The organism is Pseudomonas sp. QLc11A, from assembly GCF_052112305.1.
GTDB classification, from domain to species: domain Bacteria; phylum Pseudomonadota; class Gammaproteobacteria; order Pseudomonadales; family Pseudomonadaceae; genus Aquipseudomonas; species Aquipseudomonas laurylsulfatiphila.
Window position 1 is genome coordinate 1 of sequence record NZ_JAVAJJ010000024.1, and the last position, 18343, is coordinate 18343.

Here is an 18343-nt window from a genome sequence, read left to right on the forward strand (position 1 = left end):
AAGTGCGCCGCGTTTATCCAGACCACATGCGTCATCGTTAACGACCATCGCCGGCAAGCCAGCTCCCACAAAGGACTGCGCCCACGCTGAAACTGTAGGAGCCAGCTTGCTGGCGATGGACTCAAGTTCGCCGCGTTTATCCAGATCACACACGTAATCGTTAACGACCATCGCTGCGATGCGGCGACCCGACAAGCCAGCTCCTGCAGGTGGCCGTGCCCACGTTGAAAATGAGCCCCATAAAAAAGGTTGTTCACGCAATTCCGGGGAACACCGATACGTGTAGGAGCGAGCTCGCGATGGAGGTCAAGGATGCTGCGGGGAGCCTGACACCCCGCGGTGCTCTCAGGTTTTTCGTCGGAACGCCGCCCGCCGCCATCCATGGCCGTACGCGGCTAACCCGGCATCCATGCCGGGTTGCCCAATGCTTAGAACCTGCGCTCGACCTCGTTGTTTGGTGGTGCACGCATTCCCCTGTAGGAGCAGCCTTCGGCAGCTCCAGATATTCTGTTATCTGTGTTCCCCCAGGATTCCGTGAAGAACCATAAAAAAGGCCGCTGCAAACGCAGCGGCCAAAGTAAGACGTTGGATCAGGAGCTACAAATCAACGTCAGTGAACACGGGGCGATGAACCGAATCCTCAACTCATCTGAAATCGTTCAGTCACGGCGCAGGCCGGTACAGGGTGCTTGCGTTGGTTTACTGTGACAGCGAGGTAAGAATAAGCCCTCGGCGCCGTAGGAAAAATACCAATTCCCGACATGCACTGTTGCAGCACGGGCAACAGTCAGGATTCGGCTGCTCGATGTCCGGGTAGTGACCCTGTGCCAGTCATCCTTTAGAGGTACACCACGAATACCTCTTTGGTGCGCTTATCGATCCCGGTGCCCCGGCAGTAGGGTGAGGCCTTCTGTCACTCACCGGGGAAGACGCATGACAAAAACAACAATGCGCGCCATCTTCACACCGCAGGCGCTGGCGGCCGCGGTCGCATTGGGCTGCTGTGCCCAGGCTCAGGCCATTTCGTTCAGCATCGGGGAAATCGAGGGGACGTTCGACTCCTCATTGTCGGTCGGCGCGAGTTGGGGCATGCGTGATGCGGATGATGCCCTGGTAGGCACCGTCAATGGCGGTTCCGGCCAGTCTTCGACTGGTGACGACGGGCGCCTGAACTTCAAGAAAGGCGAAACCTTCTCGAAGATCTTCAAGGGCATTCATGACCTCGAACTGAAGTACGGCGACACCGGCGCGTTTGTGCGTGGCAAGTACTGGTACGACTTCGAGCTGAAGGATGAAAGCCGCCCATTCAAGGACATCAGCGATCACAATCGCAAAGAAGGCGCCAAGTCTTCAGGCGGACAAATCCTCGACGCATTCGTTTATCACAACTACTCCCTCGCCGATTTGCCGGGCACGGTGCGTGCCGGCAAGCAGGTGGTCAGTTGGGGGGAGAGCACCTTCATCGGCAACTCGATCAACAGCATCAACCCGGTCGACGTGTCCGCGTTCCGTCGTCCTGGAGCCGAGATCAAGGAGGGCCTGATCCCGGTCAACATGCTCTTCGCCTCCCAGGGCCTGACGGAGAAGTTGACCGTGGAAGGCTTCTATCAACTGGAATGGGATCAGACGGTCGTCGATAACTGCGGCACCTTCTTTGGTGTCGATGTGGTGGCCGATGGCTGCAACAAGGGCTACACCGTCGCCAGCCCGGCCATTGCACCCTTGCAGCCGATTGCGGCTGCCTTTGGCCAGGGCTTCGAGGTCAGCAAAGAGGGCGTGATCGTTCCCCGTGGTGGCGACCGTGATGCCCGGGATTCCGGACAGTGGGGTACGGCGTTGCGCTGGCTGGGGGACGACACCGAGTACGGCCTGTACTTCATGAACTACCACAGCCGCGGCCCCAACGTCGGGACCACCACCGCCGGGCTCAGCACGCTGGCAAGCCTTCCGGGAATCGTAGCCGCCGCCAACCGAATCGCCCCCGGCAGCGGTTCAGGCCTGGCCCAGAGTGTGATGCTCGGTCGCGGCCAGTATTACCTCGAATATCCGGAGGACATCCGCCTCTACGGCGCCAGCTTCGCCACCACCTTATCGACCGGCACTGCGTGGAGCGGGGAAATCAGCTACCGCCCCAACCTCCCGGTACAGGTCAACACCAATGACCTGACCCTGGCCATGCTCAATCCGATTGCAGGCGGTGCGGCGTCGCCCATCGCCACGTCACCGGGGGCTGACAACACAGGTTACCGCCGCAAGGAGGTGACGCAGATCCAGAGCACCTTGACGCACTTCATCGATCAGGTCGCCGGCGCCGATCGCCTGACGCTGGTGGGTGAGGCGGCGGTGGTTCGGGTCGGTGGCCTGGAAGCACGTACGAAGTTGCGCTACGGCCGCGACTCGGTGTATGGCCAGTATGGTTTCGGCGGCGATACCGACGGCTTCGTGACCTCGACTTCATGGGGTTATCGCGCTCGGGCCATCCTCGACTACAACAACCTCATCGCCGGGATCAACGTCAGGCCCAATCTCTCGTGGTCCCACGACGTCTCCGGCTATGGCCCCAACGGCCTGTTCAACGAAGGCGCCAAGGCCATCAGCCTCGGTGTCGATGCGGACTATCGCAACACCTATACCGCAAGCCTCAGTTACACCGATTTTTTCGGCGGGGACTACAACGTCCTCACCGACCGTGACTTCGTGGCGTTGAGCTTTGGTGTGAACTTCTGACCCGGCTGATAAGGATGATTTCGATGCGCAAGATGATGTTGCAATTGGGCGTGCTGACCCTCGGGTTGCTGGCCGCCAACGTGATGGCCGCGGTGTCGCCAGAGGAAGCCAACAAGCTTGGCACCAGCCTGACCCCGCTCGGAGCCGAGAAGGCCGGCAATGCCGATGGTTCGATTCCGGCCTGGACCGGTGGCATCCCGAAAAACGCTGGCGCGGTGGACAGCAAAGGTTTCCTGGCCGACCCGTTCGCCAACGAAAAGCCATTGTTCGTGATCACCGCAGCGACCGTCGACCAGTACAAGGACAAGCTTTCCGACGGCCAGATCGCGATGTTCAAGCGCTACCCCGAGACTTACAAGATTCCGGTCTATCCCAGCCATCGCACCGTGGCGTTACCGGCAGAAATCTATGAGTCGGCCAAGCGCAGTGCACTGAACGTAACACCGATCAATGACGGTAACGGTCTGGCCAACTTCACCGGCAATCGCTACTACGCGTTCCCGATTCCGAAGAATGGCGTGGAAGTGATCTGGAACCACATCACCCGTTACCACGGCGGCAATCTGCGTCGCACCATCACCCAGGCGACGCCGCAATCCAATGGCGATTTCACGGTGATCCGCTTCAAGGACGAAGTTGCCGTGCCGTCGTTGCTCAGCGATCTGAAACCGGGCAGCGACGATAACGTGCTCAACTACTTCAAACAGGAGGTGACCGCACCGGCGCGGCTGGCGGGCAACGTGCTGCTGGTTCACGAGACGCTCGATCAGGTCAAGGAACCGCGCAAGGCCTGGATCTACAACGCCGGCCAGCGTCGGGTACGGCGTGCGCCACAGGTCGCCTATGACGGTGTCGGCACCTCATCCGATGGCCTGCGCACCACCGACAACTTCGACATGTTTTCCGGCGCGCCGGATCGCTACGACTGGAAGCTGATTGGCAAGAAGGAAATGTACATCCCCTACAACAGCTACAAGCTCGATTCGCCAGACCTCAAGTACACCGATGTGATCAAGGCCGGGCACATCAACCAGGACCTGACCCGCTATGAGTTGCACCGGGTCTGGGAAGTCGTCGCCACGGTCAAGCCGAACGAGCGGCACGTGTACGCCAAGCGCCACATGTACATCGACGAAGACAGCTGGCAAGTGGCGCTGGCCGACCACTACGACGGGCGTGGACAGCTCTGGCGCGTCGCCGAAGGGCATGCCCAGTTCTACTACGATCACCAGGTGCCGGCCTACACCGTCGAAGCGCTGTATGACCTGATTGCCGGTCGCTATATCGCACTGGGAATGAAGAACGAAGAAAAGCGCAGCTTCGAATTCAACATCGATGCAAAAGCGGGGGACTACACGCCGGCGGCCTTGCGTAGCACGGGGGTCAGGTAGGTTTCCTACAGGCCCCTACACAAAAGGGTGACTTTGCGGTCACCTTTTTTATAGGGGACGATCAGTGTGTTGAATACTTCTTCAACAAGCGCTCGGGAGAGGTCTAGGGTGGCGCCAGAATTATAAAAAAGGCGCATCACAATGACTGCAATGACGCACTGTCTGGACCGCCCAGGCCTTGTGCCCCGACTGTCGTCTCATCATCTGTCCCGCGAGCGGCTGATCGAGCCCATGCTGGTGTCGACCGCGAGGGTGAAGTTGCTTTGCGCACCGCCCGGCAGTGGCAAGAGCGCGTTGCTCAGCGAATGCCTGCTGCGGGCGCCGAAGCACTGTCGGGTCTGTTGGCTGCCGCTGGCGGGGGAGTCGTTGAGTGCTGCCGATTTTCTGTTGCGACTGACGCAAGCGCTGGATCTGCCCTCGGCGGATGAGCCTGGGCTGCTGGCGCATCTGGCCCGATTACAGACCCCGACCTGGCTGTTTCTGGATGATTACTGCCGTGCACCCAACCCGGAACTCGATCGGATGCTCGATCGCCTGCTGGCCGTCGCCAGCCCGGCGCTGACCTGGTGGCTCGGTTCCCGTCGTCGACCCTCCTGCAACTGGCCGCGGCTGCTGCTCGATGATGAGTTGTACGAGTGCGAAGGCCGGGCGCTGGCGTTTACCGAGGCCGAGGTCGGGCAGTTGCTCGGTCATGTCGAGCCGACCCTGGCGGCCCAGACCGCCAAGAGGGTGGTTGAGCGCAGCGGTGGCTGGTGCGCTGGCGTGCGGATTGCGTTGCTCAATGGTTGCCCGTGGTCGGTTGAGCAGGGGCGTTCGGCAACGTTGCTCGATTATCTGCAGCACGAGTTGTTCAACACCTTGCCACCGGAGTTGGTTGAGGTCTGGCAGGTGTTGGTTCATCTGCCACGCTTCAACGCCAGCCTGTGCGAGCATCTTTTCGGTACGGGGGAGGGCGCGCAGTGGCTGCACGCGTTGCAGGACATGGGCTGCTTCATTGAGCCTTGGGAAGACTCCGTCGAGTGGTTGCGGATCTTCGAGCCACTGGCCCGGGCAATGGCGGAAGAGCCGACCCCGGCCGGGCGATCCTGGCATCGCCGCGCGTGCCAATGGTTCAGCGCCGAAGAGGACTGGCAAGGTGCGTTCGAGCAGGCGCTGTTGGCGCAGGAGTTCGAAGTGGCGGTCAGTCTGTTGCAGCACTTCAGCCTCGAACATTTGTTCCGGCGCGAAAATGTCTGCCTGTTGTTGAAACTCCACGAGCGTCAACAGGCTGAGCTGACCCTTGTTACGCCGCAATTGGTCGGGCTGGTCAGCGCGGCGTTGTTGTTTGCCGGACGTTTCGATCCTGCCGCCGCGTGCATCGGGCAACTGGCACGATTTACCCCGCAGCCTACGCAGACGCTGCAACGGCAACTGCTGGCACGCTGGCAGGCGCAACAGGGCTGGCTCCTGCATTTGCAAGGCCGTATGGAGGCGGCTCGCGGGCACTTTCTCGAAGCGCTGGCCGAGTTGAGTGTCGATGCCTGGCCGGCGCGACTATTGTGCCTGTCAGGACTGACCCAGCAGGCGTTGCTCAACGCCGAACTCGATGTGGCGCAGACGTTCAATCGCGAGGCACTGTGCCTGGCGCGCGCCCAAGGCTCGCTATTGTTCGAAGGGCTGCTTGAACTCGATCACGCGCAGTTGCTGGAGATGCGCGGAGCGCCCCGACGCGCCGAGAGCTTGTTGGCTGATACTGTTGCGCTGTTGTCTCGAGAGGCTGATCGACCGACGCCGCTATTGGGGCGAATTGCCCTGCGCCGAGGACGGTTGGCCCTCTGTCAGGGACAAGATGAACTGGCCGCCGGTTTCTTCCAGTCCGGTCTGGAGGACTGCCTGCAAAGCCAGGACAAGCACGCGCTGTATGGCTTTCTCGGGCAAGCGCAGATGGCCGCCAACCAGCGCGATTATGCCCATGCGTTTGATCGTCTGCGCGAAGCCGAACGGTTGATGCAGCAACGACAGATCCCCGACACGGTTTATCGCAGCGTACTGCTGCAAATCAGCAGTCATTTCTGGCTGCAGCAAGGGCGCCCGGAGTTGGCCCGGGAAGCGCTGACCCGAGTCTTGCGTCATTATCGCGGGACTCATGCACGCCAGGCGCCACCGGCCACGCTGCAACTGATTGCGCGTATCGAATACCAGTTGGTGTTGGCCGAGACTCAACTTCAACTGGCGCAAAGTCCAATAGATCGTCTCAAGGCGTTACTCAAGCAGGCGCAACAACAGGCCATGCTGGCGCTGGAAACGGAGTTGCAATTGGCAATCTGTGAAGTGGCGGACCTGACGGATGAGCCGGACATGGCTCATCCAGCGCTGGAGGCCGGCCTGGCCTTGGTGAAGCGTTGTCATGGGCAGCAGACATTGCGTGATTTGAATTTGCGCCAGCCGGGACTGATCTGTCGTCTACAGGGAACGGCGTCAATGGTCGATAGGGACACCGATGTCTGTTTGCTGAGCGGGCGAGAGCTTGAAGTGCTGGACCTGATTGCCCAAGGCAACTCCAATCAGCAAATCGCCGAACAACTGTTCATTTCGTTGCATACGGTGAAAACCCATGCCCGGCGCATTCACAGCAAGTTGGGTGTGGAGCGACGCACACAGGCAGTTGCCATGGCGAAGAAGCTGGGATTGATAATGCAGGTTTGGTAAGTGTTGGTTTTTGGTTTTGGAATGAATTAAAGGCATGCCAACCCTGCCTGGTTGGCACAGCTGTGGCAGTCAGGTCGCGGATGCGGCGGGTTCATAACCCATGCGCCAGCTGACCGCACGGCTGGCGGATAACAGGCGCTTCGCCGCCGGTCCGCTTTCATCGGCATGGAACAAGGATGTCGGCCCCACCACCGTCAGCACGGCAACCACTCTGCCCATCGCGTTGAACACCGGTGCCGACAAGGCATCCACCCCAGGCAGCAGCAAACCATGTACATGGTGCAAACCGCGTGCGCGGATTTGTTCGCACTGGGTCGCGTAGGCCTGATCGTCTGCCAGCACATGGGCTGCGTGGGACTGCAATTCCTGTACACGCAGATCCTCGGTCTCGCGCTTCGGCAGGTAGGCGCCAAATACCAGTCCCGTCGAAGAGCTGAGCAGCGGCAGCACCGAGCCCAGTTGTGTCACCACTGTCACCGCACGCACTGCCGGCTCGATGTGCACCACGGTCGCGCCTTGATTCCCCCATACCGCCAGAAAGCAGGTTTCGTTCAAGTCGTCGCGCAGCTCGGCCAGGGGCAGGGCGGCGACTTTCAGCACGTCCATACTGTTGAGTGCTGCCAACCCCACGCGCAAGGCTTCACGACCCAGGCCGTAATGGTTGGTCGCTGCGTTCTGTTCGGCAAATCCGCTGGCGATCAGCGCCTGCAAATAGCGATGGACCTTGCTCGCCGGCATCTGCACGTGTTCGGCCAGGCGCGACAGCGAAGTCGAAGGCGACAACTCAGCCAGAGCCTTGAGGATGTCAGTGCCCACCTCGGCCGAGCGGACTTTCTGTTTACCGTTGTTGTCGCTGGTGGGCTTTTGCATGGAGGCAGTTTGATCCTGTTACGAATGGGCGTCTTTATAGCTTGACGGTCAATACCAATCAAATTACGTTATGCGTAATCAGATTACGATAAAAATAACCCAGGCGTGCCTCGACCTCTGCAACAGAGTGAGCGGCCACTGCCGACTCCCTGTTCAGGAGGCTCCATGAACCCCGATTCAACGATGCCAGCGCTGGCCTACCTGTCAGGCTTCGGCAACGAATTCAGCAGCGAAGCCTTGCCCGGCGCACTGCCTGTTGGCCAGAACTCCCCGCAAAAAGCCCCGTACGGTCTCTACACCGAACTGTTCTCCGGCACGGCGTTCACCATGCCGCGCAGCGAGGGGCGGCGGACGTGGATGTACCGCATTCAGCCGTCGGCCAATCACCCGGCATTCGTCAAGCTGGACCGGCAACTGGCTGGCGGCCCACTGGGTGAGGTGACCCCAAACCGCCTGCGCTGGAACCCGCTGGACATTCCCGCCGAGCCGACCGACTTCATCGACGGCCTGGTGAGCATGGCCGCCAACTCGGGCGCGGAAAAGCCGGCCGGTATCAGCATCTACAACTACCGTGCGAACCGTTCCATGGAGCGGGTGTTCTTCAACGCCGACGGCGAGATGTTGCTTGTGCCTGAACTGGGGCGCCTGCGCATTGCCACCGAACTGGGCGCGCTTGAACTGGAACCGCTGGAAATTGCCGTGCTGCCACGCGGTCTTAAATTCCGCATCGAGCTGCTCGATCCGCAGGCCCGTGGTTATGTCGCCGAAAACCATGGCGCGCCGTTGCGTCTGCCGGACCTGGGGCCGATTGGCAGCAATGGTCTGGCCAATCCGCGGGACTTCCTGACCCCGGTGGCGGCCTACGAGAACCTGCAACAACCCACCACGTTGGTACAGAAATTCCTCGGCCAGCTGTGGGCGTGCGAGCTCAATCATTCGCCGCTCAACGTGGTTGCCTGGCACGGTAATAACGTGCCATACAAATATGACCTGCGCCGTTTCAACACCATCGGCACCGTCAGTTTCGATCACCCCGATCCGTCGATCTTCACCGTGCTGACCTCGCCGACCAGCGTTCATGGCCTGGCCAACCTCGACTTCGTGATCTTCCCGCCGCGCTGGATGGTGGCCGAGAAAACCTTCCGTCCGCCGTGGTTCCACCGCAACCTGATGAACGAATTCATGGGGTTGATCCGGGGCGAATACGACGCCAAGGCCGAAGGCTTTGTGCCCGGCGGTGCGTCCTTGCACAGCTGCATGAGCGCCCATGGTCCCGACGGAGAGACTTGCACCAAAGCGATCAACGCTGACCTCAAACCGGCGAAAATCGACAACACCATGGCATTCATGTTCGAGACCAGCCAGGTATTGCGTCCGAGCCGTTTCGCCCTCGATTGCCCGCAACTGCAAAACACTTACGATGCCTGCTGGGCTACGTTGCCCGCCACTTTCGACCCGACCCGGAGATAACCCATGACGCAGACTTCCATCACTCGCAGCTGGGTTGCATCCGCCAACGACCATGCGGATTTCCCCCTGCAAAACCTGCCGCTGGGCGTGTTCAGCCTCAACGGCTCGGCACCGCGCAGTGGCGTGGCCATCGGCGAACACATCTTTGACCTGCAAGCGGCCCTTGAGGCCGGGTTGTTCGATGGCGCTGCGAAAGCCGCGGTCGAAGCGACCCTTGGCGGTCAGTTGAATGCCTTCTTCGAACTGGGGCGCGAGGCTCGCGTCGCGTTGCGCGAGCGTTTGCTGGAACTGTTCGCCGAGGGCAGCACCCTGCACGGCAAGATCGAAGCCCAGGGCGCAAAACTGCTGCCTCTGGCTGCGGATTGCGAAATGCACCTGCCGGCGAAAATCAATGATTACACCGACTTCTATGTTGGCATCGAGCACGCGCAGAACGTCGGCAAATTGTTTCGTCCCGACAACCCGTTGCTGCCGAACTACAAGTACGTGCCAATCGGCTACCACGGTCGTGCGTCGACCATTCGCCCGTCCGGTACCGACGTCCGCCGCCCGAAAGGCCAGACGTTGCCGGCCGGTCAGAGCGAACCGACGTTCGGCCCTTGTGCGCGCCTGGACTACGAACTGGAGCTGGGCATCTGGATCGGCCAGGGCAACGACATGGGCGACTCGATTGCCATCGGCGACGCCGCCGATCACATCGCCGGTTTCTGCCTGCTCAACGACTGGTCGGCACGGGACATTCAGGCCTGGGAATACCAGCCTTTGGGGCCGTTCCTGTCGAAAAGCTTCATCACCAGCATCTCGCCGTGGGTCGTCACCGCCGAAGCACTGGAGCCATTCCGCCGTGCCCAGCCTGCACGTCCGCAAGGTGATCCGCAGCCGCTGCCGTACCTGCTCGACAAGCGCGATCAGGCCGCTGGCGGGTTCGACATCGAACTGGAAGTGCTGCTGCTCACCGAGGCCATGCGCGAGCAGAACCTGCCGGCCCATCGCCTGACCCTGAGCAACACACAGCACATGTACTGGACCGTGGCGCAAATGGTGGCGCACCACAGCGTCAACGGCTGCCAATTGCAGGCCGGTGACCTGTTCGGTTCGGGCACCTTGTCGGGGCCGGAGAACGGTCAGTTCGGCAGCCTGCTGGAAATTACCGAAGGCGGTAAAAAGCCGATCGAACTGGCCTCGGGCGAGGTGCGCAAGTTCCTTGAGGACGGTGACGAAATCATCCTGCGCGGCCGTTGCCGCCGCGACGGTTTCGCGTCCATCGGTTTCGGTGAGTGCCGCGGCAAAGTGCTGCCGGCGCGCTGAGAGGAGCGGGGCATGGAACTCTATACTTACTACCGTTCGACGTCGTCGTACCGGGTGCGTATCGCGTTGGCGCTCAAGGGCCTGGATTATCAATCCCTGCCCGTCAACCTGATCGCACCCCAGGGCGGCGAGCATCGACAGCCGCCTTATCTGGGCATCAACCCACAGGGCCGCGTGCCGGCCTTGCGTACCGATGAAGGCGAGTTGCTGATCCAGTCTCCCGCGATCATCGAATACCTGGAGGAACGTTATCCACAGGTGCCGCTGCTGTCCAATGACCTCGCCACCCGCGCACATGAGCGTGGCGTGGCGGCAGTGATCGGCTGCGATGTGCACCCGCTGCACAACGTCAGCGTGCTCAACCGGCTGCGCCAGTCGGGCCACGACGAACCGCAGGTGGTGGAGTGGATCGGCCACTGGGTCGGCCAGGGGTTGGCCACGGTAGAGCAGTTGATTGGTGATGACGGTTACTGCTTCGGCCCCGAGCCGGGGCTGGCGGACGTCTACTTGATTCCGCAGCTGTACGCGGCCGAGCGCTTCAATGTTTCTCTTGAGGCTTATCCACGCATCCGGCGAGTGGCGGCATTGGCGGCGACGCACCCGGCGTTCATCCAGGCGCATCCGGCGAATCAGCCAGATACGCCATAACGGTTCACACAGACCCAATGTGGGAGCGAGCTTGCTCGCGATAGCGGTGTGTCAGTCATATTGATTTGACTGACACACCGCTATCGCGAGCAAGCTCGCTCCCACAATGATTTTTGATCAGTGAACGATGGCATTCGGCGGTAAATGCCCCAGCCGGTCCGTGAGGCGAATCCGCTGGATGGGATCGTCGCTGAGCAGCAGTGCGTGCTCCAGGTCAAAACGCTCGGCGTTCGGGCAGTCCAGCCGTTGGTACAGGCTGGCCCGGGCCAGATAGTCGGCGCTACTGGCATTGCCCAGTTCCAGGACGCGCCCGGCGTCGATCAGGGCATTGATGAAGTCGTCGTGGGAGAGGTACAACTGGCGCAGGTTGCGCGACAGCCGTTGCAGCATCTGCACCGGCTCGGCGGTGACCAGATGGTCGGCGCTGAGCTTCATGTCCGGGCCATACTGGCGGTGCAACAACTCTCGGCAATCGTTCGGATAAAGGCGACGGCCGCCGCAGGGATCGAGCAAATGATCGGAGCCCGGCACCCGCAGCAGGAAATGCCCGGGAAAGTTGACCCCGACCATGGGGATCTCCAGGCCCCTGGCCAACTCCAGCGCAATCAACCCCAGCGTCAAGGGTTGCCCTCGTCGGCGCTCCAGCACTTTGTCGAGCAGTGCCACTTGCGGGCGCAAGGGTGTGAAGTCGTCCTGGGCGAAGCCCAGGTCGTTCATGCGCCGCAATAGCGGTTGCGCCAGTTCACTGACCGGCAGCATCGGCAAGCCACCGCTGACCCGTTGCTGCAACTCCTGGAAGTGGGCCAGTACCGCCTGGGGCTTTACTTCACCGTCATGCTCGACCGCAATCCATAGCGCCGCCTCGAACAGCGCGGGCGGTGAACGTTGCAGACAGGCGAAGAACGATTGGCGCGGGGTCATCAAAATCTCCGGGCAATGCCTCGTTTTAGTCCCCTCTCCGGCATTCGTCCAGTGCTGCGCAAGAGCGAATTCCGGTTATTTCCGAAAGCCTGCATCGCAGCCGTGCTTATTCCGGTGCGCTTCTGCAATTTTCGGGCGCAAGCCTATACTGGCGTCTACAAGAAGTGATTCGGGAGCCTGACGATGTTCGCTCTCATGCAAAGTACTCGCCTTGAATCGCTGCATCTGAGCGTTGACCCGGTCACCGGGTTAAAGGCGGTCATTGCCATTCATAACAGCCGACTGGGGCCTGCCCTGGGTGGTTGTCGTTATCTTGCCTATCCCAGCGACGAATCTGCGGTCGAGGATGCGGTGCGCCTTGCCCAAGGCATGAGTTACAAGGCGGCACTGGCCGGCCTGGCCCAGGGCGGCGGCGTGGCGGTGATCATTCGCCCCGTTCATGTGGCCAACCGCGCCGCGCTGTTCGAAGCCTTCGGGCGCTGTATCAATCAGCTGGACGGGCGCTACATCACAGCCATCGACAGCGGCACCTCAGTGGCGGACATGGATTGCATCGCCCAACAGACCCAGCACGTCACCAGCACCACCTCGGCGGGTGACCCCGCGCCGCACGCGGCGATGGGCGTATTCACCGGCATTCGCGCCACTGCGATGGCGCGACTGGGCAGCGATAACCTCGAAGGTCTGCGCGTCGCCATTCAGGGCCTGGGCAACGTCGGATATGCCCTGGCAGAACAGTTGCACGCCGCCGGTGCCGAACTGCTGGTCAGCGATATCGATCACGGCAAGGTGCAACTGGCGATGGAGCAACTCGGGGCTCACCCCATCGCCAACGACGCACTGCTCAGCACACCTTGCGATATTCTTGCGCCATGCGGTCTGGGCGGGGTGCTGAACAGCCACAGCGTGACGCAACTGCGCTGCTCGGCAGTGGCCGGTTCGGCGAACAACCAGCTGACACATCTGGATGTCGCCGACCAACTGGAACGTCGCGGCATCCTGTATGCGCCGGACTACGTGATCAACGCCGGCGGTCTGATCTATGTGTCGCTCAAGCACCGCGGCGAAGAACTGTCGACCATCACCGCACACCTCTCGAAAATCAGCTCGCGCCTGACCGAGGTGTTTGCCCACGCCCAGGCGGAAAAACGTTCGCCGGCCCGGGTGGCGGACGAGTTGGCGGAAAAGGTGCTGTATCGATAAAAAGATCGGACATGAAAAAGGCCCTGACTCCATCGGACTCAGGGCCTATTCAATTCGGGTGTCGCTTATTTTGCTGTTTTCGCAGCCTTGGCTGGCTTGGCCGGGGCAACCGGCTCAGCGTTTGCCTCTTCCACAGGAGCGGGCACTGCAACCGGCTCGGCGACTTCAACAGGTGCCGCAAGCAGTTCGGACAGGGCGTCCGGCTGGCTCTTGAACGCCTTGGCGAACACATCGCGATTCTTCGCCATGTAGATCCCGGCTTCTTCCACTTGCTGCTCGGTCAGGGACGGAACGGCTTTTTGCAACACTTCAGCCAGCAATTCGGCCAGTTCGAGCATTTTGTCATGACGGTCAGCTTCGGCTTTATCCATGAACAAGCGCTCCAGATCTCGGCTGCTGCGGTATACCACTTCGACGGCCATTCACCACCTCACATGCCTTCACATTGGTTGTCGGTTTCGACTACTGTATCTATATACAGCGAAAGGATAAGCGAAACCCTGTCGTTTGGGTAGTGGCTTTTTAATGTAGACCGGTTTCGGCATTTGTCAGGCGAGGCCCTGCACAGGTGCGACCAAACGCCACGGCGCGCAATCCGGAACGCCTCGCCATCATGGGCTGGCCTTTTTTCTGCATGCAGAAAAACCGTCACGTCCAACCCGCATCATCCGGTCGAACCGACCTAAGGAAGCATCATCGTGAAAATCAACTGGGCCGAGAAACTGCGGCAGAGCGTGCATGAACTGGCCGAGTCCCTGGGCAATCTGTTCGTCGAGACCTTTCATTACCTGGCGCTGTTCGCCATCGGTGCGGTGACCGCGTGGGCGGCGGTGATGGAATTTCTCGGGATGATCGAAGAGGGGCACATCAAGATCGATGACATCCTGCTGCTGTTCATCTACCTGGAACTGGGGGCGATGGTCGGGATTTACTTCAAGACCAACCACATGCCCGTGCGCTTCCTGATCTACGTGGCGATCACCGCGCTGACACGGCTGCTGATTTCCAACGTTTCGCACCACAACCCGCCGGACCTGGGGATCATTTACCTGTGCGGCGGGATCCTGCTGTTGGCGTTTGCGATTCTGGTGGTGCGTTACGCTTCGTCGCAATTTCCCTCGGTGAAGATTGAAAATCCGCATCGCAAGACCGGCGCGGGTTCCAGTGAACATCCAGAGGTCGAGAAGGGCGAAATCTAGAGTCCGAGAGTGGGGCGCAGCCGCCCTTTGACGGCAGGGGGCGGCAAGTTCCGTCCGCTGCCGGTGGTCATGGCTTCGAGGATGGCCACGGCGCTGTGGCCCTGTTCGATGGCAATGCCGAATTGAATGCTTTGAACCAGTCGCTTGAGGCGTTGGGGGTCATTGCGTTGTTCGGCGCTGATCATGCGTTTGGCCACTACGCGCCCACTGTTGGAAAGGGTCAGCATGATGCTGCCGTCCAGGCCCTGAATGCTCAGGTTGATCTGGTAATCCGCTGCAAAGGCATCGGTAATGAGCTGGAAAGGGTTGTCCATGATGCGTCACCGCCTGATTGAACGTGCAGTTGTTGACCGGCCGATATCGGGATTAGTTCGCAATGCCAGACCATCGGCCATCTCGTCATCATTGTTCCAGCAGGGAAGTAGCAAGGCCCATGCCGGAAAAATTGTCGGACAAAAAACAGGTTCTGTAGGAGCGAGCCTGCTCGCGATGGTCGTCAACGGTAACGCGTAAACCCGGACACCCCACGGCGCCTTTTGGTTTTTCGCGAGCAAGCTCGCTCCTACAGCGGGCCGCGTTTCCTGCACGTTTCAGGGCAATAACGGCGGGCGTGCAACCAAAACGGTCAACACTCCACCCAATTCACCGCCAGTCCGCCCCGTGACGTCTCTTTGTACTTGTCGTGCATGTCGGCTCCGGTATCGCGCATGGTGCGGATCACCCGGTCCAGGGAAATGAAGTGCTTGCCGTCACCGCGCAGGGCCATTTGTGTGGCGTTGATGGCTTTCACGGCGGCGATTGCGTTGCGTTCGATGCACGGCACTTGCACCAGACCGCCAACCGGGTCGCAGGTGAGGCCGAGGTTGTGTTCCAGGCCGATTTCGGCGGCGTTTTCCAACTGTTCGGGGCTGGCGCCCAGTACCTCTGCCAGGCCAGCGGCGGCCATGGCGCAAGCAGAGCCGACTTCGCCCTGGCAGCCGACTTCGGCCCCGGAGATCGATGCGTTTTTCTTGCACAGGATACCAACGGCGGCTGCACCCAGGAAGAACGCGACCACGTCGTCGTCAGACGCATCGGCATTGAATTTCATGTAGTAATGCAGCACTGCCGGGATGATTCCCGCTGCGCCGTTGGTCGGTGCCGTGACCATGCGCCCGCCTGCAGCGTTTTCTTCGTTCACGGCAAGGGCGTACAGGTTGACCCATTCCATCGCTGACAAGGTGGAGGTGATGACATTCGGCTTGCCGATTTCCTGCAGGCTGCGATGCAGTTTTGCCGCTCGGCGTGGAACATTCAGACCGCCGGGCAGGATGCCTTCGTGACGCAAGCCCTGCTCGACGCATTCGCGCATCACCGACCAGATATGCAACAGGCCCTCGCGGATCTCGGTATCACCACGCCACGCCCGCTCGTTGGCCATCATCAGTTCACTGACCCGCAGCCCGTGCTCGTTGCACAGCTTGAGCAGTTCGGCGGCGCTGGAGAAATCGTAAGGCAGCACCACATCGCCGGCCGGTGCGATCCCGGACTCGGCTTCGGCGGCTTCGATGATGAAACCGCCGCCCACCGAGTAATAGGTTTGCTCGAACAGTTCGCCGGTTTCACCGAAAGCCGTCATGGACATGGCATTGGGGTGGTAGGGCAGGCTTTCGTCACGCAGCAGGAGATCGTGTTGCCAGTCGAAGGCAATGTCCGCAACGCCTGCCAGACGCAATTTGCCGGTTTCACGCAGGGTGTGAATGCGGCTGTCGATGGTGGTGGGGTCGATGCTGTCGGGCCATTCGCCCATCAGGCCCATGACGCAGGCGCGGTCTGTCGCGTGACCGACGCCGGTCGCCGACAGGGAACCGTAAAGGCGAATCTCCACGCGTCGCACGTCCGTCAGAAAACCCTGTTCGAGCAGTTGTTGAGCGAAGGTCGCGGCGGCGCGCATCGGACCGACGGTATGGGAACTGGACGGGCCGATGCCAACTTTGAAGAGATCGAAAACACTGATAGCCATGCTAAAGCCTGTACAAGCAATGGAAGAGGAATCGCCGCCATTTTTGTAGGACAAGCGCTATGTCGGCGATACTGCCCGCCAAGGTCCTACGTGACCAACGAAATTTCCTAAGACATCCTTTAGCAGGACTAAACGATGAGCCGTCAATTACATGCCCAGACCTATGTCTGGCTGAACGTGTTTGCCTGTGCCGCGCGGCACCTGTCGTTCACCCGTTGCGCCGAAGAACTGCACATCACACCGGGAGCCGTCAGCCAGCAGATCCGCCAGCTGGAAGAACGCCTGGGCTTTCGCCTGTTTCACCGCCGCGCCCGTGGCGTGGAGCTGAGCGCCGAGGGCCAGCGCCTGGCCATTACCGTCAACGAAGCCTTTGGTAGCATCGACGCGGAATTGCGGCGACTGGATGCGGGCATGATCAGCGGGATTCTGCGGGTGCGTTCGATTCCGTCGTTCCTGAGCAAATGGCTGACGCCGCGCCTGCCGCGTTTGCAGCAGCGTTTTCCGGACATTCAGTTGCGCCTGGTGGCCGAGGACAGCAGCGTGCCGTTGCATGAGGGTGACTTCGACCTGGCGATCGACCTGAACGACGGCAGCTACCCGGGTCTGTTATCCACAGCCTTGCTCGATGAGCAGATTTTTCCGGTGTGCGCGCCGAGCCTGTTGCGGGGGCGTCCGCCGCTGCACGGTCCGGCAGACCTGATGCACTTTCCGTTGTTGCACGACATCACCGCCTGGCGCGGCAGCTACGAATATGCGGAATGGGAGTTTTACCTCAACGCCATCGGCTTCGAAGGGGCGGATGTTCGACGCGGGCATACCTTCAATCGCAATCACCTGACCATCGAAGCGGCCATCGCCGGGATGGGCGTGGCAATTGCCCGACGAACGCTGCTCAACGATGAGCTGGAACGCGGGGCGTTGATCGTGCCGTTTGGCCTGGCGGTGCCCAATCACAAGCGCTACATGCTGCTTTACGCACCGGGCGCATTGAGCCATCCGGGTGTACGCGCGGTGCACGATTGGTTGGTGGAGGAGGCGGGGGTTTTTCGCAGTCTGCATCCGTTGGGGGAGCAGCAAATGTGAGCAATTGTTACGCAAGAGCAGGGCGACCCAACTCCCGACCTTAACAGCGCTTTTACCGGTTGTCCGGCTTTTTTTGCGATTGAAAATTTATCTTTTTTTAGGGGTTGAATTGTTCAGCGTACAGACCGATTGTGTAACCAAGAGGTCACGGTGATGACGCCCAAGGGCTTAGCTGACCGGCCTCTCGCGAGCTAGCTGAAATAAGGGATGAACTATGCAAATCCAAGTCAATAGCGATAACCATATTCAAGGCAGTAAACGACTGGAGGAGTGGGTACGTACGACCATTGAGAGCACGCTCGAACGCTACGAAGAGGACCTGACACGCGTCGAGGTTCACCTGCGGGACGAGAACGGCGACAAGCCGGGTCCCCACGACATGCGCTGCCAGCTGGAGGCGCGGCCAAAAGGCCATCAACCGGTTTCCGTTACCCATAAAGCCTCCACCATGGAGCAGGCGATCGACGGAGCAGCCACCAAACTTGAACATGCGCTGGAGCATATGTTCGGCAAACTACGCGGCAAACGAGCAAATGTGGTGCCCATCGAGAGTGGCGCCCATGCCGACCAGCTGCTGGAAGAAGAGTTTCTGGAAAACGAACAGGCGGCGCTTAACGGCTGACACCTGATTCACTTTTTACCTTCCCATGAGAACGGGCCTGCATTGCAGGCCCGTTCTCGTTTCGGTGGCTTTTGGATTCCATGGTCATTGGCATGGGCTGTGGTGAATCAACGGGCGAGATAGAGGGCTGCACCCGATCTTTTTGCGTATGAGAATATTTATCATTAATATTGCGGCCTTGCCGGCCCCCTGACGCTGTCGTGGCCCCCCG

Annotated in this window: 15 protein-coding genes and 2 pseudogenes; 11 read left to right on the top strand and 6 right to left on the bottom strand. The window is 60.4% G+C overall.

Annotated elements, in window-relative coordinates; genetic code table 11:
- Nucleotides 1-195 (bottom strand): annotated as a pseudogene (locus Q8X48_RS26805) (hypothetical protein); the annotation flags it as partial.
- A gap of 738 nt (nt 196-933) precedes the next feature.
- Between Q8X48_RS26805 and Q8X48_RS26810 the strand changes: the two are divergent.
- The 3 genes from Q8X48_RS26810 (at nt 934) to Q8X48_RS26820 (ending at nt 6806) form a co-directional block, all read left to right on the top strand.
- Nucleotides 934-2727: a DUF1302 domain-containing protein gene (locus Q8X48_RS26810; RefSeq protein WP_407802201.1), complete on the top strand. Its 1794-nt coding sequence runs from the start codon at nt 934-936 to the stop codon at nt 2725-2727.
- Between the two features lie 23 nt (nt 2728-2750).
- Nucleotides 2751-4118, top strand: a complete 1368-nt coding sequence (locus Q8X48_RS26815) for a DUF1329 domain-containing protein (RefSeq protein WP_407802202.1) — start codon at nt 2751-2753, stop codon at nt 4116-4118.
- Nucleotides 4119-4259: 141 nt separating this feature from the next.
- Nucleotides 4260-6806: a helix-turn-helix transcriptional regulator gene (locus Q8X48_RS26820; RefSeq protein ID WP_407802203.1), complete on the top strand. Its 2547-nt coding sequence runs from the start codon at nt 4260-4262 to the stop codon at nt 6804-6806.
- A 69-nt stretch (nt 6807-6875) separates the two neighbouring features.
- Here Q8X48_RS26820 and Q8X48_RS26825 read toward each other — a convergent pair whose 3' ends face one another.
- The gene (locus Q8X48_RS26825) at nt 6876-7676 is read right to left on the bottom strand and encodes an IclR family transcriptional regulator (RefSeq protein WP_407802204.1); all 801 of its coding nucleotides are present in this window, start codon (nt 7674-7676) and stop codon (nt 6876-6878) included.
- 165 nt (nt 7677-7841) lie between these two features.
- On the opposite strand from Q8X48_RS26825, the gene hmgA reads away from it, so the two are divergent.
- Genes hmgA through maiA form a run of 3 tightly spaced genes read left to right on the top strand, consistent with a single transcriptional unit; the run spans nt 7842 to nt 11102 of the window.
- On the top strand, nt 7842-9146 hold the full coding sequence (gene hmgA, locus Q8X48_RS26830) for a homogentisate 1,2-dioxygenase (RefSeq protein ID WP_407802205.1): 1305 nt from the start codon (nt 7842-7844) through the stop codon (nt 9144-9146).
- Between the two features lie 3 nt (nt 9147-9149).
- Nucleotides 9150-10454, top strand: a complete 1305-nt coding sequence (gene fahA / locus Q8X48_RS26835; RefSeq protein ID WP_102701458.1) for a fumarylacetoacetase — start codon at nt 9150-9152, stop codon at nt 10452-10454.
- Nucleotides 10455-10466: 12 nt separating this feature from the next.
- A complete protein-coding gene (gene maiA / locus Q8X48_RS26840) occupies nt 10467-11102 on the top strand; it encodes a maleylacetoacetate isomerase (RefSeq protein ID WP_407802207.1) in 636 nt (211 codons plus the stop codon).
- A 117-nt stretch (nt 11103-11219) separates the two neighbouring features.
- On the opposite strand, the gene Q8X48_RS26845 is transcribed toward maiA, so the two are convergent.
- Entirely contained in the window at nt 11220-12023 is an 804-nt protein-coding gene (locus Q8X48_RS26845; RefSeq protein ID WP_126049341.1) for a SirB1 family protein, read from the bottom strand.
- 183 nt (nt 12024-12206) lie between these two features.
- Between Q8X48_RS26845 and Q8X48_RS26850 the strand changes: the two genes are divergently transcribed.
- Complete coding sequence (locus Q8X48_RS26850; RefSeq protein ID WP_007970336.1) at nt 12207-13226, top strand: Glu/Leu/Phe/Val dehydrogenase family protein; 1020 nt, start codon at nt 12207-12209, stop codon at nt 13224-13226.
- Between the two features lie 182 nt (nt 13227-13408).
- Here Q8X48_RS26850 and Q8X48_RS26855 read toward each other — a convergent pair.
- Nucleotides 13409-13648, bottom strand: a pseudogene (locus Q8X48_RS26855) (YebG family protein); the annotation flags it as partial.
- A 276-nt stretch (nt 13649-13924) separates the two neighbouring features.
- Between Q8X48_RS26855 and Q8X48_RS26860 the strand changes: the two are divergent.
- Nucleotides 13925-14425, top strand: a complete 501-nt coding sequence (locus Q8X48_RS26860; protein WP_015093539.1) for a phosphate-starvation-inducible protein PsiE — start codon at nt 13925-13927, stop codon at nt 14423-14425.
- Here Q8X48_RS26860 and Q8X48_RS26865 read toward each other — a convergent pair.
- On the bottom strand, nt 14422-14739 hold the full coding sequence (locus Q8X48_RS26865; RefSeq protein WP_102674856.1) for a DUF3509 domain-containing protein: 318 nt from the start codon (nt 14737-14739) through the stop codon (nt 14422-14424). The genes Q8X48_RS26860 and Q8X48_RS26865 overlap by 4 nt on opposite strands.
- On the opposite strand from Q8X48_RS26865, the gene Q8X48_RS26870 reads away from it, so the two are divergent.
- On the top strand, nt 14738-14938 hold the full coding sequence (locus Q8X48_RS26870; RefSeq protein ID WP_407802208.1) for a hypothetical protein: 201 nt from the start codon (nt 14738-14740) through the stop codon (nt 14936-14938). The two genes, Q8X48_RS26865 and Q8X48_RS26870, sit on opposite strands and share 2 nt — an antisense overlap.
- A 112-nt stretch (nt 14939-15050) precedes the next feature.
- On the opposite strand, the gene Q8X48_RS26875 is transcribed toward Q8X48_RS26870, so the two are convergent.
- Entirely contained in the window at nt 15051-16427 is a 1377-nt protein-coding gene (locus Q8X48_RS26875) for an L-serine ammonia-lyase (protein WP_407802209.1), read from the bottom strand.
- Nucleotides 16428-16562: 135 nt separating this feature from the next.
- Here Q8X48_RS26875 and Q8X48_RS26880 point away from each other — a divergent pair, with 135 nt between their 5' ends.
- Nucleotides 16563-17510, top strand: coding sequence for a LysR substrate-binding domain-containing protein (locus tag Q8X48_RS26880; protein ID WP_007970343.1), 948 nt, complete (start codon nt 16563-16565; stop codon nt 17508-17510).
- 214 nt (nt 17511-17724) lie between these two features.
- Nucleotides 17725-18132: an HPF/RaiA family ribosome-associated protein gene (locus Q8X48_RS26885; protein ID WP_007970346.1), complete on the top strand. Its 408-nt coding sequence runs from the start codon at nt 17725-17727 to the stop codon at nt 18130-18132.
- Nucleotides 18133-18343 lie beyond the last annotated feature (211 nt).